This is a genomic window from Poseidonibacter lekithochrous (genome assembly GCF_013283835.1).
GTDB lineage: Bacteria > Campylobacterota > Campylobacteria > Campylobacterales > Arcobacteraceae > Poseidonibacter > Poseidonibacter lekithochrous.
Genome location: NZ_CP054052.1, coordinates 2684288 through 2709925, shown reverse-complemented (window position 1 = coordinate 2709925; position 25638 = coordinate 2684288). Strand labels below are relative to the sequence as shown.

28 protein-coding genes and 1 pseudogene are annotated in these 25638 nt (G+C 29.4%); 24 read left to right on the top strand and 5 right to left on the bottom strand.

The window, feature by feature from the left end:
• Nucleotides 1-84: 84 nt before the first annotated feature.
• The 6 genes from ALEK_RS12905 (at nucleotide 85) to ALEK_RS12880 (ending at nucleotide 5338) form a co-directional block, all read left to right on the top strand.
• Entirely contained in the window at nucleotides 85-1644 is a 1560-nt protein-coding gene (locus ALEK_RS12905) for a cache domain-containing protein (protein ID WP_071628259.1), read from the top strand.
• 52 nt (nucleotides 1645-1696) lie between these two features.
• Nucleotides 1697-2527 carry an AraC family transcriptional regulator gene (locus ALEK_RS12900; RefSeq protein WP_071628260.1) on the top strand — a complete coding sequence of 277 codons (831 nt, stop codon included), beginning with the start codon at nucleotides 1697-1699 and terminating at the stop codon, nucleotides 2525-2527.
• A gap of 46 nt (nucleotides 2528-2573) precedes the next feature.
• A complete protein-coding gene (locus tag ALEK_RS12895) occupies nucleotides 2574-3266 on the top strand; it encodes an AzlC family ABC transporter permease (protein ID WP_071628261.1) in 693 nt (230 codons plus the stop codon).
• A complete protein-coding gene (locus tag ALEK_RS12890) occupies nucleotides 3253-3558 on the top strand; it encodes an AzlD domain-containing protein (protein WP_071628262.1) in 306 nt (101 codons plus the stop codon). The genes ALEK_RS12895 and ALEK_RS12890 overlap by 14 nt, the downstream gene beginning before the upstream one ends.
• 72 nt (nucleotides 3559-3630) lie before the next feature.
• Nucleotides 3631-4338: a glycerophosphodiester phosphodiesterase family protein gene (locus ALEK_RS12885; RefSeq protein ID WP_071628263.1), complete on the top strand. Its 708-nt coding sequence runs from the start codon at nucleotides 3631-3633 to the stop codon at nucleotides 4336-4338.
• Nucleotides 4339-4513: 175 nt separating this feature from the next.
• Nucleotides 4514-5338 carry a universal stress protein gene (locus ALEK_RS12880; RefSeq protein WP_071628264.1) on the top strand — a complete coding sequence of 275 codons (825 nt, stop codon included), beginning with the start codon at nucleotides 4514-4516 and terminating at the stop codon, nucleotides 5336-5338.
• Between the two features lie 143 nt (nucleotides 5339-5481).
• Here the strand turns inward: ALEK_RS12880 and ALEK_RS12875 are convergent, their stop codons facing one another.
• On the bottom strand, nucleotides 5482-5673 hold the full coding sequence (locus tag ALEK_RS12875; RefSeq protein WP_071628265.1) for a DUF6726 family protein: 192 nt from the start codon (nucleotides 5671-5673) through the stop codon (nucleotides 5482-5484).
• A gap of 236 nt (nucleotides 5674-5909) precedes the next feature.
• Between ALEK_RS12875 and ALEK_RS17550 the strand changes: the two genes are divergently transcribed.
• The 10 genes and pseudogenes from ALEK_RS17550 to ALEK_RS12835 all read left to right on the top strand — a co-directional run bounded on the left by ALEK_RS17550 (nucleotide 5910) and on the right by ALEK_RS12835 (nucleotide 13479).
• On the top strand, nucleotides 5910-6083 hold the full coding sequence (locus ALEK_RS17550) for a hypothetical protein (RefSeq protein WP_197950295.1): 174 nt from the start codon (nucleotides 5910-5912) through the stop codon (nucleotides 6081-6083).
• Between the two features lie 9 nt (nucleotides 6084-6092).
• Nucleotides 6093-6251 (top strand): annotated as a pseudogene (locus ALEK_RS17735) (SbcC/MukB-like Walker B domain-containing protein); the annotation flags it as partial.
• Between the two features lie 15 nt (nucleotides 6252-6266).
• Complete coding sequence (locus tag ALEK_RS17685) at nucleotides 6267-6395, top strand: hypothetical protein (RefSeq protein ID WP_265734130.1); 129 nt, start codon at nucleotides 6267-6269, stop codon at nucleotides 6393-6395.
• A gap of 138 nt (nucleotides 6396-6533) precedes the next feature.
• Nucleotides 6534-7619 carry a ComEC/Rec2 family competence protein gene (locus ALEK_RS12865; RefSeq protein WP_071628266.1) on the top strand — a complete coding sequence of 362 codons (1086 nt, stop codon included), beginning with the start codon at nucleotides 6534-6536 and terminating at the stop codon, nucleotides 7617-7619.
• A gap of 5 nt (nucleotides 7620-7624) precedes the next feature.
• On the top strand, nucleotides 7625-8377 hold the full coding sequence (locus ALEK_RS12860) for a hypothetical protein (protein ID WP_071628267.1): 753 nt from the start codon (nucleotides 7625-7627) through the stop codon (nucleotides 8375-8377).
• Nucleotides 8378-8416: 39 nt separating this feature from the next.
• Complete coding sequence (locus ALEK_RS12855; protein WP_071628268.1) at nucleotides 8417-9481, top strand: DUF6765 family protein; 1065 nt, start codon at nucleotides 8417-8419, stop codon at nucleotides 9479-9481.
• 106 nt (nucleotides 9482-9587) lie between these two features.
• Entirely contained in the window at nucleotides 9588-10178 is a 591-nt protein-coding gene (locus ALEK_RS12850) for a hypothetical protein (RefSeq protein WP_071628269.1), read from the top strand.
• Nucleotides 10179-10191: 13 nt separating this feature from the next.
• The gene (locus tag ALEK_RS12845; RefSeq protein ID WP_071628270.1) at nucleotides 10192-11076 is read left to right on the top strand and encodes a ComEC/Rec2 family competence protein; all 885 of its coding nucleotides are present in this window, start codon (nucleotides 10192-10194) and stop codon (nucleotides 11074-11076) included.
• 172 nt (nucleotides 11077-11248) lie between these two features.
• Nucleotides 11249-12730 (top strand): DUF2779 domain-containing protein, encoded by a 1482-nt coding sequence (locus ALEK_RS12840; RefSeq protein ID WP_083574728.1) that lies wholly within the window; start codon nucleotides 11249-11251, stop codon nucleotides 12728-12730.
• A gap of 86 nt (nucleotides 12731-12816) precedes the next feature.
• Nucleotides 12817-13479 carry a hypothetical protein gene (locus ALEK_RS12835; protein ID WP_071628271.1) on the top strand — a complete coding sequence of 221 codons (663 nt, stop codon included), beginning with the start codon at nucleotides 12817-12819 and terminating at the stop codon, nucleotides 13477-13479.
• Here ALEK_RS12835 and ALEK_RS12830 read toward each other — a convergent pair.
• Nucleotides 13460-14809: a DEAD/DEAH box helicase gene (locus ALEK_RS12830; RefSeq protein ID WP_071628272.1), complete on the bottom strand. Its 1350-nt coding sequence runs from the start codon at nucleotides 14807-14809 to the stop codon at nucleotides 13460-13462. The genes ALEK_RS12835 and ALEK_RS12830 overlap by 20 nt on opposite strands.
• A gap of 149 nt (nucleotides 14810-14958) precedes the next feature.
• Here ALEK_RS12830 and ALEK_RS12825 point away from each other — a divergent pair, with 149 nt between their 5' ends.
• The 8 genes from ALEK_RS12825 (at nucleotide 14959) to ALEK_RS12790 (ending at nucleotide 21826) form a co-directional block, all read left to right on the top strand.
• Nucleotides 14959-15885 (top strand): ORF6N domain-containing protein, encoded by a 927-nt coding sequence (locus ALEK_RS12825; RefSeq protein ID WP_071628273.1) that lies wholly within the window; start codon nucleotides 14959-14961, stop codon nucleotides 15883-15885.
• 105 nt (nucleotides 15886-15990) lie between these two features.
• Nucleotides 15991-16272 (top strand): type II toxin-antitoxin system Phd/YefM family antitoxin, encoded by a 282-nt coding sequence (locus ALEK_RS12820; protein WP_071628274.1) that lies wholly within the window; start codon nucleotides 15991-15993, stop codon nucleotides 16270-16272.
• Complete coding sequence (locus ALEK_RS12815; RefSeq protein WP_164072466.1) at nucleotides 16269-16598, top strand: type II toxin-antitoxin system RelE/ParE family toxin; 330 nt, start codon at nucleotides 16269-16271, stop codon at nucleotides 16596-16598. Before ALEK_RS12820 ends, ALEK_RS12815 begins: the two co-directional genes overlap by 4 nt.
• Nucleotides 16599-16803: 205 nt before the next feature.
• On the top strand, nucleotides 16804-18270 hold the full coding sequence (gene ccoN / locus ALEK_RS12810; protein ID WP_173424148.1) for a cytochrome-c oxidase, cbb3-type subunit I: 1467 nt from the start codon (nucleotides 16804-16806) through the stop codon (nucleotides 18268-18270).
• Between the two features lie 15 nt (nucleotides 18271-18285).
• Entirely contained in the window at nucleotides 18286-18969 is a 684-nt protein-coding gene (gene ccoO, locus ALEK_RS12805) for a cytochrome-c oxidase, cbb3-type subunit II (protein ID WP_173424147.1), read from the top strand.
• A gap of 15 nt (nucleotides 18970-18984) precedes the next feature.
• A complete protein-coding gene (locus ALEK_RS12800; protein ID WP_173424146.1) occupies nucleotides 18985-19872 on the top strand; it encodes a c-type cytochrome in 888 nt (295 codons plus the stop codon).
• 1 nt (nucleotide 19873) lies between these two features.
• Nucleotides 19874-20116: a DUF4006 family protein gene (locus tag ALEK_RS12795; RefSeq protein WP_083574731.1), complete on the top strand. Its 243-nt coding sequence runs from the start codon at nucleotides 19874-19876 to the stop codon at nucleotides 20114-20116.
• A gap of 135 nt (nucleotides 20117-20251) precedes the next feature.
• Complete coding sequence (locus tag ALEK_RS12790) at nucleotides 20252-21826, top strand: nitrite/sulfite reductase (protein WP_228146320.1); 1575 nt, start codon at nucleotides 20252-20254, stop codon at nucleotides 21824-21826.
• Between the two features lie 61 nt (nucleotides 21827-21887).
• On the opposite strand, the gene ALEK_RS12785 is transcribed toward ALEK_RS12790, so the two are convergent.
• From ALEK_RS12785 to ALEK_RS12775, 3 genes are read right to left on the bottom strand one after another with little or no spacing between them, the layout of a single operon-like run.
• Nucleotides 21888-24359, bottom strand: a complete 2472-nt coding sequence (locus tag ALEK_RS12785) for an ABC transporter permease (protein WP_071628150.1) — start codon at nucleotides 24357-24359, stop codon at nucleotides 21888-21890.
• Nucleotides 24353-25015 carry an ABC transporter ATP-binding protein gene (locus tag ALEK_RS12780; RefSeq protein WP_197950292.1) on the bottom strand — a complete coding sequence of 221 codons (663 nt, stop codon included), beginning with the start codon at nucleotides 25013-25015 and terminating at the stop codon, nucleotides 24353-24355. Before ALEK_RS12780 ends, ALEK_RS12785 begins: the two co-directional genes overlap by 7 nt.
• Nucleotides 25015-25623 (bottom strand): arylesterase, encoded by a 609-nt coding sequence (locus tag ALEK_RS12775; RefSeq protein ID WP_071628148.1) that lies wholly within the window; start codon nucleotides 25621-25623, stop codon nucleotides 25015-25017. The genes ALEK_RS12780 and ALEK_RS12775 overlap by 1 nt, the downstream gene beginning before the upstream one ends.
• Nucleotides 25624-25638 lie beyond the last annotated feature (15 nt).

The following is a 25638-nucleotide window of genomic DNA, read 5'->3' as shown; positions in this document are numbered from 1 at the left end:
AGAAAAATTATGATATGATACCATAGTTTAAGTTAATCAAGTCGTGAAAAACTTAAATTTTAATACTCAAATGAAGGTATCCCTTTGAACTTAATCACAGAAAAAAACTTATCCAAAATCATAATTTATATTTTTATTATTATCATGTCTACTATGATTTTTATGGTTTCTTATTTTTATGTAACAAATGCTTATGAAGATTTTGAAATACAAATGGAAAAATTTACCCAAGAGTATTACGCTGGACAAAAAAAGATATTAAAAAAAGAGATTGATACTATTATTGATGTAATGAATTATAATATCACAAAAGAGAATATTCCTGAGAAAGATTTGAAAGCAGATACTATTAGGCTTCTTAATAATATCTCATTCCAAGAGAGCAAAAGTAACTACTACTTTGTATACGATATAAAAAAGATGAAAGGCGGAGATGACTTTGCTAGACTTATAGTAAATCCAAATAGACCTGATTTATTAGGAAATTTAATCTCTACAAATTTCAAAGATGCAGATGGTAAGAAGTTTAGAGAAGAGTTCTTATCTAATATTAGAGTACATGGGGAATCATATACTCAATATGCCTATAAAAAACCAAACTCAATAAGTATAAAACAAAAACTATCATATTTCAAACACTACAAAAACTGGAACTGGGTAATAGCAGTGGGAGTATATACTGATGATATAGAAGTAGAAATTGAAAAGAAAAGAAAAGCTTTAGAAACAAAAATACGTAGTCAAGTAGGACAAAATATTGTACTGTTTATTATGTTCTTATCTATTGCTATTTTAATATCTATTGCAGTTTCACAAAAAATTGATGAGGTTTTAAAAACTTATCAAAATAAAGTAAAAGTAAAAACAGAAGAGTTAGAAGAACTAAATGAAACCCTAGAGAGAAGAGTAACAGAAGAGGTTGAAAAAAATAGAGAAAAAGAACAAGTCCTTGTTCAAAAATCTAGATTTATTGCCTTGGGTGAAATGATCTCTAATATTGCCCATCAGTGGAGACAGCCACTATCTGAATTATCATCTATTTTGATGTATATAAAATTCAAACATAGTATTAATGCTTTAGATGATGAAACAATGGTAAAAAAATCAAAAGAAGCAGATAAAGTGCTAGATTATATGTCACATACTATTGATGACTTTAGAAACTTCTTCATGCCAAAAAAAGAGAAAGAAACTTTCTATTTATATGGAATTATTGATTCTGTAATGACTATTGTTTCTAGTTCTTTGGAAAACTCTAATATCAAAGTAGATATTAATCTTGATCTAAATACACAAGTTACTACATATCTAAATGAGTATGAGCAAGTAGTACTAAATATACTAAAAAATGCAAAAGATGTATTAATAGAAAAGAATACAAAAAAACCAATTATTAAAATAAGTGCAGAAGATACTGGTAAATGTATAATTCTGTATATAGAAGATAATGGCGGTGGTATTACTGTAGAGCCAAAAGCTAAAATCTTTGAGCCGTACTTCTCAACAAAAGATGATAGTGATGGTACTGGTATTGGTCTATATATGTCTAAGGTAATTGTAGATAAGAATATGAAAGGTAAACTAAGAGTTAGCAATACTAAAAAAGGTGCTAGGTTTGCAATAAGTATTCCCAAAGAAGTATAAATAGCAATATCGTCCAAAACTTTATTCTTTTAACATGATATACTAATACATTATGAAAAAAAATGATGAAGTAATATATGATGCAAAGTTTTGGAAACCTGATATCAATGAAGATATAGTTTTACACAAAGCTCACTTTAGTAACTATGGTTTTGATAAACATGTACATGAAGATTATACTATTGGACTTATAACTGAGGGTCGAATGGATGCTTTTGTAGATGGTGGAAAACAAGAACTAAATAAATCAACTATCATTACAATAAATCCTGATGAAACACATGCTTGTCAAACAAAGCATTCCAAAGGATATACTCACTACTCAATATATCTAAAACCAAATTTTGTGAAAAAACTAGAAGAAGAAAACTTCAATAAACAAGAGTTGTATTTTTCAAGTGGTATTTTCCAAAATGAATATCTTGCTAATAGATTAATAAACATACTAAAACTAAATGAAAGTAATCAAAGTACAAAAATAGACTTTGAGTGTGAAGTAGTAAATACAATAAACTCTTTATTTGAGAATAACTCAAAAATCAAACAAGTTCCAAGTTTTACATCACATGACAATATGATAAATAGAGCAAAAGAGTATATCAATGATAATCTATCTTTTGATTTACAATTAGGGGATATATCAGATGAACTTGATATTTCAAAGTATCATTTCTTGCGATTATTCAAAGAAAAAACTTTTCTTTCACCTCACTCATATCTGATGATAAAAAGAATAGAAAAATCTAAGCAACTACTACAAAAAGGTGAGAGTCTTATAAATACTGCACATATGTGTGGATTTAATGATCAAAGCCATCTAAACAGAAGATTTAAATTAGCTACGGGAATAACACCGGGTAATTATAAAAAGTTTTTCCATTAGCAATATGCTCCAATACTTCTGATTTTTTATCAGATAAACTCTTCTTATGAAAAATGAATTTAATGACGGCTTTATAGCCAATATCCCAATAGCTATTAGTGTATTTGCATATGGTTCTGTATTAGGAATGTTATGTGTACAAAAAGATATATCAGTTTATGAATTAGTATTAATGAATGTTTTTATTTTTGCAGGTTCTGCACAGTTTGTAATGGTGGATATGTGGAGTAGTACTCTTGATATTATAGGTATTACTCTTGCTGCTTTGATGATAAATCTTAGGTATTTTCTAATTGGTGCTTCTTTGAATGACTTGTTTATGAATAGCTCTAAAAAAGAGAAATTCAAATTTATGCATTTTGTTACAGATGAGTGTTGGGCTATTACTATGAATAGACTAAAACACCAAGAACTAACTCCTACTTTTTTATTTGGTGGGGGAATATGTATTTTTACCTTTTGGTTTTGTGGCACGATTCTTGGCTTTACTCTAGGAGAGTTTATCTCTGATCCTGCTAAGTTTGGATTGGATTTTGCATTTATTGCTATTTTTACTGCACTTACTTTTGGAATGTATAAAGGAAAAGAAAATATCTTGCCTTGGATTGTTACAGCTTTGGTAGCTGTAATATGTGAGCATTATATGGGTGGGAAAGCATATATTGTAATAGCTGCTATTGTAGGCTCACTGTTTGCTGCTTTTTTATATAAGGAGGAATCTTCTCATGTTAGAGTTTAGTTCACTAATACTTATTGCTATTGTGGCTTTGGGTACTTACTCTTTACGAGTATCTGGATTGTTATTGTCTAATAGATTAGTAAAGGAAGGAAGAATCAAAATATTTTTAGATTATCTTCCTGCTACTTTATTATTAGCATTGATTTTACCATCTATCATAAAAGAGGGAATTTCTGGATTAGTAGCCACTGCTTTTATAATACTATGTATGTATAAAACTAACAATATTTTACTTTCTATGTGTATAGGAATAGCTATTGTTGGATTGAATAGAAACTTTGGATTTTTGTAAAAATTCAAAATATTAAGGCTTTTGTAACTAAATTGTATAAATTCTTGTATATAATAAATAAAAAGATTATATATGAATTGGTTACAAAACACTCCTATTGCTCATCGAGGTTTACACAAAGGTTTCTCAATACCTGAGAATTCTATGAAGGCTTTCAAAAGAGCGATTAGTAAAAACTATGCAATTGAATTAGATGTTAGACTTACAAAAGATAATAAACTAGTAGTCTTTCATGATAAGAATCTTATTAGAGTATGTGCAAATAGAAAAAAGATACGTTCTCAAACTGCAAGTACTCTAAATAAAATAAACCTCTATCACTCAAATCAAACAATACCATTATTCAAAGATGTACTAGAGCTAGTAAATGGAAAAGTACCTATAGTTGTTGAGGTAAAAAACTACGGAACAGTAGGAAAATTCGAAGAAAGACTAGTGGAAGAACTAGAAGGATATGTAGGTGAGATAGCTATATGTTCTTTTAATCCTGAAGTTATATATTGGTTTAGAAAAAATAGACCTGATTATAAAAGAGGATTGATTTTTGGGGATATAAAGAAGTTTCAAATAAGGTTCTATAAAACCACTTTTTTAAAGTATTTTTTCAAAACAAAACCAAATTTCATATCTCTTGATTATAAACTACTTGATACACTAATTCCCGTGTTTTGTAGAAGAGCTAAGATTCCTATTGTCTCTTGGACAATAAATAGCAAAAAGAAAAAACTAAAAGCTAAAGCTATCGTAGATAACATAGTCTTTGAAAATGTGAAGCCTTAAGGCTTTTCATCTTCTTTGTATCTATCTATTTTACTTAAATCAAATCTCACAACTTACCTGTATAAATTTTAAAATCTTAGTATAAACTTGTATATTTTTTGAATAAAACCTGCTATATTTATGTATATAATATGTAATTTATATAAATATAATAGAAATTTTAAAAGGATACTATATGGAATATAAGAAATTATTCTTCCCAATTGGTGGTGGAGAAGAGCTTAGAGGAAGAATACATGGTGCACTATTAATTGCTAAATATTTTAATTCAAATATTGAGATTTTCAAATCTCAAGCTAAACCTAGCCAAATAATGAAATTTGATGATAGTTTGCCAGAAAATGTACTAAAAGAACTAAATGCTATGGCAAAAGACAAACTAGAATCTGATTTAGATATTCATGAGACTATTTTCAAAGAAGAGCTAAAAAAAGTAGGAAATGACAAAGCAACAGCACAAATAACTTCAGGAGAAGGATATAGAAGTAAACTAATCGAACAAGAATCTAAGTTTTGTGATTTAGTTGTTGTTTCTACTCCTCATAATAATCGTATTACTGCAACGTTTGAAACTACTATTACAAAAAGTGGAAAACCAGCATTAATGTTTCCTAGAGAAATGAAAGAGTTTAAAACTGATAATATTTTGATTGGATGGAATAACTCACCTGAAGCATCAAGAGCAGTTACAGCAGCTATTCCTCTTATGAAGAAAGCAAAAAAAGTACATATAATTAGCTCGAAAGAGTTCACTAAAAAAACAAATCAAATTGAGAAACTACAAAGTTATCTATCAACACATGGAATTGAAACAAGTTTTGAGTTAGTAAAAACTACAAAAAAACCGGGACAAGCACTACTGAATAATGCTAAAGATGGAAACTTTGATTTAATTGTTGCGGGAGCATTTGGACATAAAGGTTTTAAAGACTTAATGTTTGGTGGAACAACTAAATATATGCTAGAGCATACTAATATTCCAATTTTTATGGCACACTAAGTAAGAAACCTATGGGTTTCTTCTTGGCTAGTTCTTTTCATCTTCTTTGTATTTATCTTCCATTATTTTTGTAAAGAATGCTAACATTATTACTACTAAAGTAACAATTGTAAAACCGATTATTTCTGCTATTAAATCATCCATTAGAAAGGTATCACCGTATCTAGTACGTCTCCTGTTGCAGATACACTATCGCCTACGATATCTGGTGTAACTGTATTTATAACTGCTCCTGCCACATGAAATGGTGCAGCGACAACTGTCCCTACTATACAACCCTGAAAATAAAGTGCTGTAAATAATAAAAACGATACTTGTATTAATTTTGAAGTCATTAAAAACCTTGAGATTTTTTGGAAGTATATCTAAACTTCTTGTATATATAAAGTGAAATTGAATCTGTAAGTAAAAAAGTAATCATATTTTGTGACGCTAGGTGTGACGCAACTAGAATAATATTAAAATAATTAATTCTTATATGTAATTAAATAATAAATATGTATAATTAAATAAATATTATATTATCTAGTGAAAAAAAGAAGCTTTTAAAGTATGGATAAAACTAAATGAAATGATAGATTCAGGAGATGGAAATAAGTTTATTAAATTTGCCCAAGGTATCACACTAAATCAACTAATAAGCCTAGCAAACAATCACTTAAGTGTACTATCAAATAGATATAAATTACAAAGAAATACTGAGCAAAAACAACTACTAGAAATAGAAGTAATTGATCGTTTATAAGGAAATGTAATCAGACCTGTAAGTGCATTATCAGGTGGGGAGAGTTTTATAGTAAGTCTATCTCTTGCTCTTGGACTTTCAGAGTTAGCTAGTCAAAAGATAGCTATAGATTCACTTTTCTTAGATGAAGGGTTTGGGACACTAGATGAGGATAGTTTAGAGACAGCACTAAATGCTCTAAATTTGCTTCAAAGTAGTGGAAAAATGGTAGGTGTTATTTCTCATGTGGAAGCATTGAAAGAAAGAATACCATTGCAGATAAAAGTTGTTCCTAAGGGTGATGGGACGAGTTTTGTTGAGATTGGAAGTTAAATGGATAAATTAATAAAAATATATCTTGGGATAGGCTAAGGAAAATTACTATGTTGTTCTCGGATTTTTTAAGAATAATGTAGTTTTGCGGGATAGATTATAACAAGTTTTAGTTTATTAAAATAAAGGAGAATGAAAATGGGTTATGAAATAGATTTTATTGCGGTTGGGGAAGAAAGTAAAAGTGGTGATGCTATTGCAATTAGGTTTGGAGATTTAGAAGGAGACCGTTCTAATCAAACTGTTGTTGTTATCGATGGAGGTTACAAAAAATCTGGCGAGGATTTAGTATCTCATATTAAGGAGCATTATTGCACAGATGTTGTTGATTTAGTCATTCTCACTCACCCTGATTCTGACCATGCATCAGGTTTACATGTAGTACTAGAAGAATTAACAGTAAAAAAACTTTGGATGCATAAACCATGGGAGCATAATGATGGTAAGGCAGTAAAGTTTGTTGATGGAAGAATTACGGATAATAGTATATCTGAAAGACTTAAATCTGCATTAGAAACAGCATACCAATTGCACAATCTAGCAGTTAGAAAAAGTATACCAATAGAAGAACCTTTTACGGGTACCATTGATACTACAGGATTGATTGAAGTTGTAGGCCCTACAATAAAATATTATAATGAACTACTACTTGGTTTTTCAGGAATGCCAGAACTCAAGTTGGAGTCATCTAATGAATCTTTATTTACAAAAGCAAAAGATGTGATAATGGAATGGATTTCTGATGGATGGGATATTGATTTAATTACTGATAATGGAGAAACAACTAGTCCTCAAAATCATTCTAGTGCTGTAGTTCAAATAACAATTGAAAACCGTAGATTATTATTTACGGGAGATGCAGGGAAAGAATCATTACAAAATGTAGCTGACTATATTGGACATATTGATAATATGTGTGATTTACAATTTATTCAAATTCCTCACCATGGTAGTTTTAGAAATATTGGTCCCACTGTACTTAATAAGTTGGTGGGAGAGAAAAAGTCAAAAGAACATGTGTCACATTTTACTGCATTTTGTTCTTCTGCAAAGAATGGAGCTCCTAAGCATCCCTCTAAAAAAGTTTTAAACGCCTTTACACGTAGAGGAGCTAGGGTTATCATAACTGCTGGTGGAAATAAGTGTCTTCCATATAATGCACCAGAACGTGAAGGATGGACTTCAATTGATCCCGAGCCTTTTCATGAAAAAGTTGAGGCATAGTTATTATGGGAGAACTAGAAAAACTATTTGATAAATATAGTTTTAATGCAAGAGTGAAACCTGCTTTCTTTTTGGTATTTCCTATTGTTATGTCTATCTTTGTTTGGCTTGAAGATTCGCGAACTTGGGGAGGTGCTTCATTAACATTTATAATTTCATTTGGAATTATTTCATTCGCTTCTAGTCAAATGTCGACAAAGGGAAATATTCTTCAAGAAAGACTCTTTAGTAAATGGGGTGGTGCTGCAACAACAATTATATTTAGACACTCTGATGATAGATTAGATAAATATACAAAAGAAAGATATATGAAAAAACTAGAAATATTAATTCCAAATTTTATTTCAGTTAGCTTGGAAAAAGAACGTGATGAACCAGCTGATACTGATGAAATGTATAGAAGTGCTTCTTCTTATCTCAGAGAAAAAACAAGAGATATTTCAGTGTATCCCTTAGTATTTAAAGAAAATATATCGTATGGATTTAGTAGAAATCTAAGAGCATTCAAGAGTGTAGGAATTTTTATTTGCATATTATCCTTAACTATTAATTTTTATTTGATTTGGAATAACTATTTTAAAGGTTTAGATAAATCTTTTTCTGAATCATTTACTACAATACCTTTTGAATATATTGGCTTGATTATGGCTCTTATCTGCATGTTAATATTCTGGATTTTTGCTATTACTGAAAAATGGGTTGAAATAAGGGCTTTTGCTTATGCAAGAGCATTACTTGCGTCTTGTGAAACTACATAATAAATATAATTGAATTAAAACTTAAATAAGGAAATTAAAATGCAAATAGATGGACACCATACATTAACTTACACACTATCAAGAATGGTAGGGTTTACGCACGAAGAAGCAAATACAGTAGCCTATTCGGCACAATATGTAGATGATGCAACAAATGCAGGAATTATCAATTTTACTAATGGAGCTACGTTTAGTAGAATTAGCTCAGCACATACAATGACAGCATATGACTTGAAATATTACACAGATGCTCATGAAAATAATTTAGTTTGGGTACCTTTTCATTTTCTTCCCGGAAATGATACTCAACCATCAGATGCAGTAGTAGAAGGTTCTTTTGTAAAGAAACTAGTTTGTCGCCCTTATAGTGATGTAGCAGTTGATATGCTAGATGCATGTATGTTAGATAAAGACAAATCATATGCATTACATAGACTAGGTATTACAATACACGTCTTTGCAGATACTTTCGCACATCAAGGATTTGCGGGAAAACTACATAAAATAAATGAAGTCAATGATTTAGAATGTCATAACTATACATTCGGTTTTTGGGATAAAGCAACTGCCACAACTTTAAATACAACATTCCCAATGGGCCATGGTGCAGCACTTAGTTGTCCAGATATGCCATTTTTAGAGTGGAGTTATACAGACGGGTTGGGAGAAAGAATCAATAGAGATAATTTAGATATTTTTATGAAAGCTTGTTATGACTTATATGGACAATTAGGTCGATATTTATCTGAAATAGGTAGAGATGTTAAAGATATTATTCAAGAAGACTTCGACAAAATCAAAGACAATTTTATTTCATTTAAAGAAGAAGATGGAGAAAAAAGACATAAAATGTGGCTTGATTCAATTAACAAAGGTGATTTTAGTTTTGGAAGTGTTGAACTAGAATACATTGCGAAAGGTATTGGTTCTTGGAAATATGATGCAATCAAACAAGACAAAGAGACAGATGATAAGGATGATAGATTTGAATTTACAGAAGAATTTATGAATAGTGATTGGAGAAAATTTCATGTTGCCTTAAAAGCACATAGGTTTGACGTTATAAATGATATATTACCAAGATATGGCATTAGCGTTTCATGATAATATGTTCTATAGTTAAAATTTAAAACTTTATTTCGTGACAAGTGCAGATAATTAAGTATCTTGTCTCGGTAACTTTATATAAAAAATTAGGATGTAGATAATTATGAATAATATATATTTTAAAATAATAAGATGGTTGACAAAACAAGAATATGAGTTAAAAGCTAGGTATATTCCTGCATTAATTTTCACAAGCATATTACTAATTATGGTATATTTTAAATATCTAGTTATTTTAGATTTAGGATGGATAGATTTTTTTAAAATCCCAATTATTGTATTAACTTCATTGTTTCTTTCATTAATACCTAAATTTTGTGCTACGGCAATTTCTGGATATTTACAAACATTATATTGGGACAAATTCGGAAACACAATAATCAAATATCTAAAAAAAAGTAAGAATAATGTATATCAAAATTTACTAAATGAATTTGATGATGAAAACATATTAATCTCAAATATGCTTAAAATGACTAGAGAAGATAGATTACTATTTTCAAAAAATATTTTTTATGGTTTTATGAGAAACTTCAGTTTTTTGGTTGTGTTTTTTTTGTTTATAAATATCATATATTTTGACTACTTTATTTTTGAAAATATATTTTTTTTAGTATTTTCTCTGATATGTTTATATATTTCAAGTCAGCGTTATGCAGAACAGATTATAAAAAGTTATATAGAAATAAAATAGAGGAATAAAATATATGAGCAGTATTGTAAAGTCTTTTTCGGTAGGTAATGGAGATATGTTTTATATAAAACATACAAGTAATAATTTTACTATTATTGATTCTTTTTTGAAAGAAGATAATAAGGTACAAATAGTTGAAGAAATTAAAGAGCAAAAAAAAGATAAAGGAATATCAAGATTTATTTCTACACATCCTGATGAAGACCATATTAAAGGTTTAGAATATTTAAATGAGCATATAGGAATTGAAAAATTTTATTGTGTTGAAAACAAAGCAACAAAAGTTGAACAAACTACAGATTTTGGAGAATATTGTGATTTGAGAGATAGTGATAAATCATATTTTATTTATAAGAATTGTAAAAGAAAATGGATGAATGAAAGTAGTGATGAAAGAGGTAGCTCTGGTGTTCATATATTATGGCCTGATACATCAAATAATTTTTTTAAGAATGCATTGGAAAAAGCAAAAGATGGAGATAGTCCAAATAATCTTTCACCAATAATAAAGTACCATTCCGAAGGTGGTGTAAAGTTTTTATGGATGGGTGATTTAGAAACTGAATTTATGTTAAATATTGAAAGTAGCGTAAATATGCCTGATATTGATATTCTTTTTGCTCCACATCATGGCAGGAAAAGTGGAAAGATTCCAGAAAGTTGGTTAAAAGAAATATCTCCCAAATTAGTGATAATTGGTGAAGCGCCCTCTGAACATTTGAATTATTATAAAGGTTATAATACTATTACTCAAAATAGTGCTGGTGAAATAACTTTTGAGTCTGAAAATAATAAAGTCCATATATATGTATCAAATCAAAATTATTCAGTAAGATTTTTAGATGATGAAAAAAAAGCTAATACGCATGGGTATTATATTGGTACTTTAATATTGTAAAATATTTAAGGAAATAAGAAATATATTAAATAATTCTTATAAATTGGTTGATGGTTGTTTAACTAAAATAAGATACTAGTAAAAAAGTACATAAAAAAACCCAAGCTTAAACTCAAAGGTTTAAGACTCACTGGGTGTTATATGGAAATTATATAAAAATTGGAACTCATAAATGAACCTATCTAAATCCCTCTACACAAAAGGCATCCAATGCCAAAAAGCACTTTGGTTAAAAAAGTACAATAAAGAAGTATTAACTTTACCAGATGATTCAGCCTTAGCTAGATTTGACACTGGAAACGTAGTAGGGGATTTAGCTTGCAAGCTTTTTCCAAATGGAGTAGAAATACCATATTCTACAAACTTCGATGAGATGATAAAGCAAACAGCCAAATACATAGATGATGGTATCAAGTATATATATGAAGCTACTTTTAATTTCAATGGTATTTTAGTCCTAGTAGATGTATTAGAAATACATGAAGATGGTAGTGTATCCATATACGAAGTAAAAAGCTCATCAAGTGTAAAAGATATATATGTACATGATACTTCTATTCAATACTATGTATTAGAACAACTTGGATTTTCAATAGTATCGGCAAATGTAGTACATATCAATAGCTCTTATGTAAGAGGTGATGATTTAGAGTTAGATGAGCTTTTTACTATTGCAGATGTTAGTGATGAAGTTCTAGTCTTACAAGAGAATATTCCTACTATTCTAAAAGAGTTTGGAACTATACTAGAAAATAAAATAAATGAACCAAATATTGATATAGGAAAACACTGTCATAATCCATATGTATGTGATGCCAAAGATTACTGTTGGAAAACTCAAAGAACTATACCTGAATACTCTATTTTTAATATCTTCAATCTAGGAAGTAAAAAACAAGTAGAGTTATATTCACAAGGTATAACAAAGATAGAAGATATACCAGATGACTTTGCCATGACTGCAAATCAATCCCAAGCAGTAGAAAACTACAAATCAAAAGAGACTTTCATAAATAAAGAAAAAATCAAAGAGTTTGTAGATACTTTGACTTATCCTATCTATCACTTAGATTTTGAGACATTTCAGCAAGCTATACCAGAATTCAAAGGTATTAGTCCATATCAGCAAATACCATTTCAATACTCACTTCATTGTGAGCATGAAGATGGCACATTAGAACACAAAGAGTATTTAGCTAAAGATGGTATAGACCCAAGAGAGCAAATAGCCAAAAGTTTGTGTGAGCATATACCAAGTGACGTGAACGTATTAGCATATAACATGAGTTTTGAAAAAAGTGTTATCAAAAGACTAGCAGACTTATACCCAGAGCTTAGTACCCATCTTCTAAGTATAAATGAAAATATGAAAGACCTAATGATACCTTTTCAGAAGAAATACTATGTAACTCCATCAATGAATGGATCTTATTCTATCAAGTATGTATTACCAGCCTTAGTACCAGAGTTTACCAAAGCATACAAAGAACTAGATGGAGTACAAAATGGAAGCCAAGCTATGAATGCCTTTGCAAACCTAGGAAAGCTTGATGAGGTAAGTAAAAGCAAAATGAGAGCATCACTTATTGAGTATTGTAAGTTAGATACTTTAGCGATGGTGAAGATATTAGAAAAATTAAAAAGTGAACATTAGACAAAATTTAAATATTATTAAAACTAAATACAGAAAAAATATATATAATAATATCGAATAAATAACTAAAAAAATCAAAGTAGAATATGAAAAAAATCATCCCTAAAAGCATTATTGCTATTTTTATAAGTTCTAGTTTATTATTAGCAAATAGTTCAGATTTATACTCAAACTTTCAATATGTGGAAAATAATCAGGTGTTGTTATATAAAATAATAAATTGGTGGAATGTAGAGAGTAATAAAAATGATACATCTTATTGTAATAAATCTATAAAATATCTAAGAAAAAATAATCTAAATATAAAATACAATAAAACATCAAAAGAATTAGTTCTTACATTTAGAGATAATTTTGCTCATTTAGTGGATATTTTTAAAAAATGTAAAAACTGCTACGGACCAAAATATTTAGAAAATACTTTTTTAAATAAAAAATATTTTAGCAATGCAAAAACTGACAATATTACGATAGAGCTTTCTAATATTAAAAGTATTGTTCTTAAGAATGTAAGTAAAGGAGAAGCTACAAAAATTTTAAAATTCCAGAAAGACATGATTTTAATACTTGAAGGTGTCAGTGGTGGACTGGTATTAGAGAATAATAAAATTTCTCTACATCCAATTGGGAACTTCTTTAGGTCTTGTCCTAAAAATGATAAATCAAAATATCCTGTTTCATTTAGAATAATAAATGAAAAAACAAAAGAATCACTTATTGAATATAAAACTATTTGGAATGATTTATAATAGGCTTAACCTTATTAATAACAATATCTAAAACTTCATTTTTCTTTTTATTTATCCAGCCTGTTGTTTCATCATTGTAGATAATTATATTTGCAGAATTCTTATTTGGGAATGGTCTCATAGCTCTTCCTATGATTTGTTGTAAACGTGCTGTATCTTCAAAAGGAGGATAAGCAGGACTTGCACAAAATACATTTTTAATAGAGGGAATATCTGTACCTTCTCCTAGAAGTTTAGAAGTTCCTATTAGAACATAATCCGTGATTTTATTCTCTGTTAAATCAGAAAATATTTCATTTCTTTCTTTTGCTTTTGTATTTGCATCAATATATAATACATTATAATCAGCAGATAACTCTTCTTTTAACATTTGTCCTAGCTCTAAGGTATTCATTAAAATTACAGATTGATTAGAATTAGACTCACGTCTTTCAAGCTCTAGAGCTCTTTTAATATCATTTAGTATGAACTCTTTTCTCTTTTTGGATTTATCAATATTTTTTTTAAGCATTCCTAGTTTTATATTAAAATCCAATGATCTCAAATATTCTTGATCTATATTGATTTTATAATGTGTATTTTTAAACTTTATATTTGGTTGAACTAAAAATCCATGTTTATATAAATCTAGTATATTTACACTTGCAATCTCATTTCCAACTAAATCGTAAAGTCTTTGTTCGTTTTTGATATTATTTCTATATGGTGTCGCAGTAAGACCGTGTTTATACATGGCTGGAATTGATGATACAACATCATAATAAACATCTGCACTAGCTTTATGCATCTCATCACAAATGATCTGTGAGTATTTATCTTCTTTAACTCTTTGTAATGTAGCTTCTTTATTTAATGATTGCCATGTAGTGATTAGAATAGGAGCTCCAAACTCTTTCTTGTGAGAGCTAAGCTCACCTATCATTGATGGATCAATATCTAAAATATCTTGAAATCTTTTTTTGGTTTGTTTTACTAAATCATATTTAGGAACAATAAATAGTGTCCTTATATTTCTTTTTGCAATTAAATATGCAGCTATATTTGTTTTACCAGAGCCAGTAGGAGCAAAAATATAACCTGTAAGTGTAGTTCTTGTAAATTTATCAACACAAGCTTGTTGAAAATCTCTTGCCTTAAAGTTTTTGATATTAATTGTTTCTTGATTTTCTATAATCTGACACTTATCTCTAGCGGGTACATTTACGTTCCATTTTATATCAGTACATATATTCTTAAATTTACTTAACAATTGCAACACTTCACCATAAGGGAAGATTTTTTCAATAGCTCCATCTATAAGTTTAACTTGTGATCCTATTATTAATTGCATTGTAACTCCTAAGAATATTTTATTTCTTGGATTATATATAAAGATTTTCTATTACTTTAAAATCATGACAGTTTGTAATGTTTTTAAATAATAATAAAAAATTATGACATAATTCTCAAAGCTAAGAGAGAGTTTTTAGGGAGTTTTACATGAATGAATTATTAATAAATGAAAATAAAATCAAAAATAAAATCTTTACAATAAGAGGATTATCCGTGATGCTAGATAGAGATTTAGCAGAGCTTTATGAAGTTGAAACAAAAGTATTTAATCAAGCAGTTAAAAGAAATAGTGAAAGATTTCCTGAAAACTTTAGGTTTCAATTAACAGATGAAGAGTATCAAAACTTGAGGTCACAAATTGTGACCTCAAGTTCTGATGATTCTTTAAGGTCACAAATTGTGACATTAGAACATGGAGGAAGAAGGTATTTACCTTATGTCTTCACAGAACAAGGTGTTTCTATGTTAAGTGCTATTCTAAAAAGTAAAGTAGCAATTGAAGTAAGTATCAAGATTATAAATAGTTTTGTAAACATGAGAAAAGTTCTCTCTGATAATTCATATATCTTTCAACGATTAGAAAATATAGAAACTCTAAGAATCAAAGACAAAATTGAAATAGATGAGAAATTTGACAGAATTTTTAATGCTCTTGAAGATAAATCACTAAAACCAAAACAAGGTATATTTTATGATGGTCAGATGTATGATGCTTATGTATTTATATCTGATCTTATAAGAACTTCAAAACAATCAATTGTACTCATTGATAACTATTGTGATGATAGTGTACTTACACTTTTGTCCAAAAGAAATACAGATGTAAAATGTGCAATATATACAAAAAACATATCAAAGCAATTACTCCAAGATTTAGAAAAACACAATTCACAATATCCCGATATTAAAATAAAACAATTTAATAGTTCTCATGATAGATTTTTAATTATTGATAATAAAGATGTCTATCATATAGGTGCTAGTTTAAAAGATTTGGGTAAAAAATGGTTTGCTTTTTCGAAATTGGATATTGAATCTTTTGATATCTTAACTAGGTTAGGTAAAGTTGTCTAAATTAATCAAAAATAAAAATATCTATATTATTGAAAAAAGTATATGATTAAATTTTATGCTATAATATTAATAGTAAAATTATACGGATAATTATAAGGAAAATATATGGTAACTTATTCAACAAATGAACTTATATCATCATCTGAACTTGCAAAAAAATTTGGTACATATCTATCTCAAATCAAAGATAATACAGTAGATAAATTAGCTGTACTTAAAAACAACAAAGTAGAAGCAGTTATTATCTCAAAAGATGAGTATGAAGCTATGAAAGAAGCCCTAAAAGAAGTAGAAGCAAAAAAGATTTTGAAATCTATTGATGCTGGATTAAAAGATGTAGAAGAGGGTAAAACTAATTCTATTGATAAATTATGGGATGAATTGTGATTATTGAATATAGTGACAGTTTTCTCAAAGAAGCTAAAAAACTATCAAAAAAATTCAAACTTTTAAAACCTGATTTAAAACAAGCAGTTGATGAAATTGAAACAAAAAATGATTTAGGTGTTTATTTAGGTTTTAATCTATTCAAAAAAAGAGTAAAAAACTCATCAATACCAACAGGTAAAAGTGGTGGTTTTAGAATAATCATTTATAAACAAATTGAAAATAAAATTGTTTTAATATCAATTTACTCAAAAACTGAAAAAGAAAATTTAAGTGACGATGAACTTACAGATATTTTAAAAAAACATATTGATATTAAGAAATAAAAACTTACTTTTAAATACACAAAAAAGATAAGAGAACTCCTCCCTTATCTCATTCCCCCTCCCAAAATAAAATCTACCACTAAATGGACACCAAAAGCATATAAAGTACAAAACAAATAAAAGTTTATTTGTATTTAGACTATTGTTTTTTGTTTATTTCAATTTGACAATTATACGTATATATAAAATTATTAGGAGAAAATATATGCAAAAGAGCGTTCACGTTGAGTATGATTACTCAGTTGCAAAAGCCTTTGCTGTAGTAGCTATTTTATTTGGTATTATCGGTATGTCTTTGGGTGTTGTATTAGCATTTCAGTTGGCATTTCCAGAGCTTAGTAATTTAGCTGGTGAATATGGTACTTTCGGTAGATTAAGACCAATTCATACAAATGGGGTAACATTTGGATTTACACTTAGTGGGGTTTTTGCGGGTTGGTATTATATCTCGCAGAGAGTTTTAAAAGTTTCTTTAAAAGAATCACCATTTTTAATGGCAATTGCAAAACTACATTTTGTTTTATACTTTATTACAATTATATTAGCTGTAGTTACTCTTTTCATGGGTATTACAACTTCGAAAGAATATGCTGAACTAGAATGGCCATTAGATGTTTTAGTAGTTGTTTGGTGGGTTTTATGGGGAATCTCAATTTTTGGTTTAATCGGAATTAGAAGAGAGAGAACATTATATATTTCTTTATGGTACTTCATTGCTACATTCTTAGCAATTGCTATGTTATATTTATTTAATAATATGGAAGTTCCTACTGCTTTAGTTTCTGGTTATGGTTCATGGATTCACTCTGTTTCTATGTATTCTGGAACAAATGACGCAATTGTACAGTGGTGGTACGGTCATAATGCCGTAGCCTTTGTATTTACTGTGCCTATTATTGCTTTGAATTACTACTTTTTACCAAAAGAATCAGGACAAAATGTTTATTCATACAAGTTATCGATATTAGCATTCTGGGGATTGTTATTCGTTTACCTTTGGGCAGGTGGACATCACCTTATTTACTCAACAGTACCAGACTGGATGCAAACAATGGGTTCTGTAATGTCAGTTGTATTAATTTTACCATCATGGGGATCAGCTATTAATATGCTTTTAACTATGAAAGGTGAGTGGCAACAATTACAAACAAACACATTAATTAAATTCATGGTATTAGCTTCAACTTTCTATATGTTATCAACTATTGAAGGACCAATTCAAGCAATTAAATCAGTAAATGCTATTGCGCACTTTACAGATTGGATTCCTGGACACGTTCACGATGGTGTACTTGGATGGGTTGTATTTATGATTATGGCTGCATTATTCCATATGGTTCCAAGAATGTATAAAAGAGAAATATACTCTAAATCATTAATGGATACTCAATTCTGGTTACAAACTACAGGTATCGTTTTATACTTTACATCTATGTGGATTGCAGGAATTACTCAAGGTATGATGTGGAGAGCTTACGATGAATATGGTTCATTAGTATACTCATTTATTGATACAGTTATTGTATTAAAACCATACTATACTATTAGAGCTGTTGGTGGATTATTATATCTAGTTGGATTCTTTATGTTCGCATACAACATTTACAAAACTATTAAATGTGGTAGAGTACTTGACAAAGAACCAGTTAATGCAACTCCAGTAGCTGCGTAAGAAGGAGGGATTATTATGTTTCATTGGTTTGAACAAAGACCGTTTTTCTTTGCGGTATTAGTATTCGTATTTATTTCATTTGCAGGGATCATCGAAGTAATTCCAGATTTCGCAAAACAATCAAGACCAACAGTAGGTACAAAACCTTATTCTGTTCTTGAATTAGCTGGTAGACAAGTATATATCAAAGAATCTTGTAATGCTTGTCACTCGCAATTAGTAAGACCATTTAAATCAGAGACTGATAGATATGGTATGTATTCATTATCTGGTGAATATGCTTATGATAGACCATTTTTATGGGGATCAAAAAGAACTGGACCAGATTTATGGAGAGTTGGAAATTACAGAACTACAGATTGGCATGAGAATCATATGATGGATCCAGCTTCTGTTGTTCCAGGAACAGTAATGCCAGCTTACCCACACCAATTTGAGAATATAGCAGACTTAGATACAGCGTATGCAGAAGCATACACAGTAAAAACTGTATTTGCTACGCCATATGATCAAGATTTAAATGGTGATGGAAAAGTTGACGTTGAATTAGGTGAGTATAACTCAGCTATTGCAAATGCTAAAGCAGATGCTGCAGCAATTGCAGCTGATATGAAAAATCAAGCTGTAAAAGACGCTGTTACAAAAGGTCAAATTCCTGAAATAGTTGCATTAATTGCATATTTAAATTCTTTAAAGTAAGAGGGAGAAAATAGTATGAAATCTATGATTATAGGTGGAATTATTCTTATCATCGCTTTAATGGCAGGAACTTACTTTGCGGCAGGTGATGCTTTTATCGGCGATGATTATATTAATAGCTTAACAATGCTAGGGGCAATTGCAATTATTACAATTACTGTATTTGTTGCGTTAAAGTATATTAATCAAATGAAAAATGATACTGCTAGTGGTGATTTAGCAGAAGAAAGATGGGATGGTATTGGTGAATATAAAAACCCTGTTCCAACTGGATGGGCATTAGCATTTATTGGTTCAATCATTTGGATGTTCTGGTACTTCACTGTTGGTTATCCAATTAATGGGTTCTCTCAAATTGGACAATGGAATGAAGAGACTATTGAATATAACCAAAAGTTTGAGTCAAAATGGCAAAATCCATCTCAAGAGACTTTAGAAGCAATGGGTCAATCTACATACTTAGTACAGTGTTCACCTTGTCATGGTGTTGATGCTGAAGGTATTGAAGGAAAAGCTCAAAACTTAACTAAAAGAATTGCAAAAGAACAAGTTGTTCATGTAATTAATAATGGTTCAAATAGCTTAACAACTGCATATCCAGGTGGTATGCCAGGTGGAATGGCATTTGGTCCTGATGTTGATGTAATTGCTGAATATGTAGCTGGTGGATTCAAAGGTGAACAACCTGCAGCATACGCAGTATGTGCTGGATGTCATGGTGTAGATGGTAAAGGTATGCCTTACGTTGCTCCAAACATTAGAGAATACGATGATGCTTTAGTTATTGCAGTTTTAAAAGATGGTAAAAAATCAAATATTGGTTCAATGCCTAGCTTTGATGGAAGACTTAATGAAACTCAACAGAAAGCAATAGCTTCTTACCTTAGAAGTTTAGGAGAGTAAGATGGCTGGAAATACACAAATGAACGAAAATGAAAGAGGTATCTTTAAACTTAATGGTATCACTGGAATGTTAATTGCTACAGTATTGTTATTAACAATATTAGCAGTTTTAGTATTCAATTCAGTATTAGTACAACAAAAAGAGGCTAACAATTTCTATAAAATCAACCAAGATTTAAATGGATTAAAAATGAATAGCACAGATAACCATAAACAGTACCAACTTGTTGGTACTGGTAAATAAGGGGTAAGATATGGAAAAAATTATAGGTATTTTACTTGTAGTATCAGCCGTTATGACTGCTTATTACGCTTTCTTCGATTCAGCAAGAGTGTTTGTTGGTTAATTAAATTATAAGAATTTATATAGGATAAAAATATGATAGAAAAAGAATTATCAGCTTTAGAGCAATTAAAAGCGTCCAGAAATCCACTAAAAGTAGTGGAAGATATGTTTAAAGAAGCACAAGAAGGAATACCATTAAGTGATGATCATATCAGTCTACTAAAATGGTATGGAATGTATCCTCATATTAATAGTGAAGGTACAGAAGAAAAAAAATATTTTATGAAAAGAATCAAAATAGTTGATGCAAAAATTACTTTAGATCAATTAGATGTATTAGCACAAATTGGACAAAAATATGCCCAAGGATTAGTGGATTTTACAAATAGACAAAATATACAATTTCATTATATAGAGATCAAAGACATCCCAGCTATTTTCAAACTTTTAGATTCTGTTGGACTAACTTCAAGAATGGCATCAGGTGATGGTCCTAGACCAATTATGACTTCGCCAGTTGCAGGAATTGACCCAAAAGAGATACTAGATGCTTCATATTTAGTAAAAGAATTAGATTCATATTTTGATAAAAATGATGATAGGTTTTGTAACTTCTCTAGAAAATATAAAGTAGGTATTTCAGGATGTGGTAGACACACAGCAGCTCATGAAATTCAAGATGTTGCTTTTACTGCTTTCAAAACAGAAGAGGGTGAAGTATTATTTGATTTAACACTTGCAGGTGGATTATCAAAATCAAAACAAATTGCTTATAGAGCTAATAAATATGTAAAACCAGAACAAGTAAGAGAAGTAGCAGTTGTTTGTGCTGAGATTTTTAGAGACCATGGAAATAGACATAATAGAAATAAAGCAAGAGTTAGACATCTAGTAAATGAGTGGGGTTTAGAAGTATTTGTAGCTGAGATTGAAAAGAGATTAGCTTATGATTTACAAGAAGGTTTAATAGAACCACAAATCACACCATTTGAAAATAGAAATCATTTTGGAATTCATGAAGCTAAACAGATAGGGGAATCTTTTATTGGTTTTGCAATTAACTCAGGTCGTGTAGCTGGAGAAGATTTTGAATCTATTAGTAAAATCTGTAGAAAATATAATGTAGGTGGAGTAGCTCTTACTTCAACTCAAAACTTTATTATTTATGGTGTGAAAACTGAAGATGCTCAAAGCCTTGCTGATGAAATTGATGATTTAGGTTATCCATATAAACCTAGTCCTTTTAGAGCTAGATTACAATCATGTACAGGAAAAGAGTTCTGTAAGTTTGGTATTACAGAAACAAAAGAGTATGCAAAAGTAGTTGTTGCTAAATTAGAAAAAGATAATCCTAATTTCACTGAGAATATTACTATGGCAATCTCAGGATGTGGTAATGCATGTTCTCATCCTCAAATATCTGATATTGGTTTTGTAGGTACAAAAGTAAGAGATGAAGAGGGAAATAGAGTAGAAGGTTATGATGTAATTTTAGGTGGACAACTTCACGGTGTAAATGGAAGTAGAATTGCACATAAAACAGGTGTAAAAGTAGAAGCTACAAAACTTGTAGGTTTCGTAAATGATTTAATAGCATCTTATGAAATGGACGATTTAGGACAAAACACTTTCAAAGAGTATTTGAATATTGTTGAGTTAAAAAAATAGATTTTAATCTGTTTGAATTTTGATGAAATCTCCACTTAAAATTTTAAGTGGAGATTTTTATTTACTCCCCAAAAAGAACATTTTCTTTTTGATGAATAATTTTAGAAGTAAATACCCAAACCACTGCCAAAGTAAGAAGTGGAATAAGTGAAAAATAAAGCAATAATATATCTGCTCTAAAATCCCAATATGACTCAAAAAGCAAACTACTAATAAAATAAGAAGCTACACTTCCTAATATAATTCCTAAACTACTTGCCAAAAATGAAATAAGACCAAACTCTATTAAAAATGAATTTTTGATAGTTTTATTGTTTATTCCTATCATTTTAAGTCTAAGAATATTGTTTTTTTGTAGATTCATTTGGTATTGAATGATAATAAAACTCATAAGAAGCCCAATAGCAATAGAGTATAAACTCATCTTTTCTGTTATTGAAGTCACACTTTTTACTACATCTGCAAATGATTCAAATAGGCTTTTTACATCTATGATTGTAAGTGATGGGAAAGTATCTGTTAGTTTTAGCATCAGTTGTGAGGCATTATAATCACCCGTTGATATAGTTGAAAGCATAGTTTTTGGAGCATCATCAATAGCTCCTTTTTGTAAAACTAAGAAAAAGTTAGGAGTAAACTCTGTCCATTTAACTGTACGGATATTCACTACTTTTGTTTCAATCTCTAACCCTAATACATCAAATAGTACTTTATCTCCTAGTTTTATTCCTCTTCTATTTGCATATCTTTTTTCAACACTAAGCTCTATTGGTTTTGAAAAATCAGTTGAGTCATAAACTCCGCTAAATTCCCTACCTTCTAATAACTCCTCTGTATCTTTTAAGTTTGTTCTATAAGATAAATTTACTGCTGCATTTCTAGAGTTATTACTTGCACTTGCTTTTTGTTTTTTGTCATTTATTTTTATGATTCTTGCTCGAATCATTGGTGTAACATTTTCTAATTTTCCACCAAGATTTGATACTTGTTTTTCAAGACTTGGTATTTGCTCTTCTTTTGCATCAACTACAAAGAATCTTGGTCTATCTTCTACGCTAGAAGTCAAAGCAGTTGCTAGTGATGTTCCCACTTGTGGAATAAGACTGAAAAACGCAGTACAAAGTAAAATAGCAGTAAATAAAGTAAGTGATGTTTTCTTTTGTCTTGTGATATTTTTGATAGCTAAAGACAAAGATAGATTATCAAAATGTCCAGTAAAATCAAATCTTTTTAATATAAATGAGCCAATAGTAAAAAACACAATAATTAAAACTAATACTACTAAAGCAAAGAAAAACCCTATATATTTAGCAGGAGTTACTGCATGAGATAATAGAAGTAAAAACACTATAAATGGAGTGAAACTCAAAATAGTTTTAGTAAAACTTCTCTTTTCACTTTGCACCATTGGCAAAATCATAGGAAGTCCAATACTAATACTCAATACAAAAAGTACAAGAGCAGATTTTGCAAAAAAGAAATAATCAAGAGTAAAGTCAAAATCCAAATCAATATAACTTTGAAGTAGTGGAGCTAAAAACTTGGCACTAAAAGCTATAAATGAAAATACTATAATAGTAGATATAGAAATCAATACAAAAAGATGAAGTAAATATGTATAAATCAAGCTTTTTTTACTAACACCTATGTCATTTAAAACTTTGATATCATTTTGATGTTTTCGTAAATATCCAGAGTATAGATAAATAAGCCCAACTAATCCTAAAAAGAATGAGATTAGAGATACTAATGATAAAAAGTTTGTTAAGAAATTCAGAGTATTTAGAAGTCTATCTCTTCCATCATTTGGAGATAAAACCCTAAGTGTTCTATCAAACTGTTTTTCAAGAGAATTTTCTAACTCTTCTAATTTATCATTTGAAAAAGTCTCTTTAAACTGATAGTTTAGTTTATATCTAGCTGTTGAACCAAACTGTAAAAGTTCAGTTTTTTCTAGTCCTTCTTCACTTATATAAACTTTTGGCATAAAACCACTAAAGCTTACATTTTTTTGTGAGTCTGATTCTATTACTTTTTTGACGATGAAGTTTTGTTGACCTATTTTAAGAGTTTGATTCTTTTGTAATCCTAATAAGTCTAATACTTCTTGGTAAACCCATACTTCATTATCTTTTGGAATTGTTGTTTGATTTGGAAAAGCTGATTTGTCTTTGAAAACTAATCCCCCATAATATGGAAAACCATCCGCAACTTTCACTACTTCCATAAGTCTAGCTCTTTTAGAAGAGGCTACCATACTAACTGTTGAGATACCTTCATTGTAGTTTTTTATTTGGGGTAGTTTACTTAGTATTTGTTCTTTTTGTTTTTCATTTATTGGAAATCTAGAGTTTATTACTAAATCAGCTCCAAGTAAGCTTTTTGCTTTTACATCTAGTGAGTTATCTACACTTCCTTTGAAAAACTGTAAGTATGAAAGAGAAGCAATAGCAAGACAAAAGTTTAGTATAAAAATAAAACTAAAAGATTTTGAACGAGCTAAAGCTTTTAAAACTAACTGGACTGCTAACATTTACTTAGGTTTCCATGTATTAATTCATAGGTTTCTTCGCATCGTTTTGCAACATCTTTTGAGTGAGTTACTAAAATCAAAGTAGTTCCATTTTTGATAATTAACTCAAAAAGTTTATCCATTACAGAAATACCTGTTTCTTCATCTAAGTTTCCGCTAGGTTCATCTGCTAAGATGATTTTAGGATTATGAATAAGCGCTCTTGCTATTGCAACTCTTTGTTTCTCTCCACCACTTAGCTGTGAAGGTAAGTGATCAAGTCTATGCTCTAAGCCTACACTTTTTAGAAGTTCAATTGCTTTTTCTTTTGCATTTGAGATATTGTTTACTTTTGCAGGAAGCATTACATTTTCTAACGCATTTAGATAGGAAACTAAATGAAAGTTTTGAAATACAAAACCAATATTTGAAGCTCGAAAGTCATTTAGTTGGCTCTCTTTTAGAGCATTGTATGAAGTGTCATTTAGAACTATCTCCCCATCGTTTGGTTTTATAATTCCAGAGATTAGTGAAAGTAGAGTTGATTTACCACTTCCTGATTTTCCCATGATAGCAACTCTTTGTCCTTTTTGAATATGGAAGTTTAAATCTTCAAATATATGAATATTTTGAGTTCCTTGAAGATAAGATTTTTTTAGTGATTTTAGTTTTAACATTATATTTCTTCCTTTAGAAACTCATATACTTCTTTTGCGATTAGTTCATGACCTTTTTCATTTGGATGGATCCCATCTGCTTGATTTAGTTTTTGTACTCCTGCTACATCTTTTAATAGAAATGGCATAAATTTTAGATTGTATTTACTTTGAATATTTTCATACATTTTTTTAAAGTCTTGTGAATATTTTGGTCCATAATTAGGTGGGATTAACATACCTGCTAATAAAACTTTTGCTTTTGATTTTAAAGCATAATTTATAATTTCTTCAAGATTCTTTTGACTTTGTTTCAAATCTAAACCTCTAAGACCATCATTTGCACCAAGAGCAACAAAGATAATATCAGGCTTTCTTTTTAGATACCACTTTAGTCTAGATAGTCCATCATTTGTAGTTGAGCCACTAACTCCTGCATTTATAGCTTTGATATTTTTGTTTAGTTTTGTTTGTATTAGATTTTGTACTAAGTTAGGATAAGCGCTTTGTTTTGATACTCCTAATCCTTCTGTTAGTGAATCACCTAAAAATAGAATAGTTTTGGTATTTGAATTTGCATAGATAAATTGCAAAGTAAGTAAAAATAAGATTAATATTGTTTTTTTCATACTTATATTTTAACA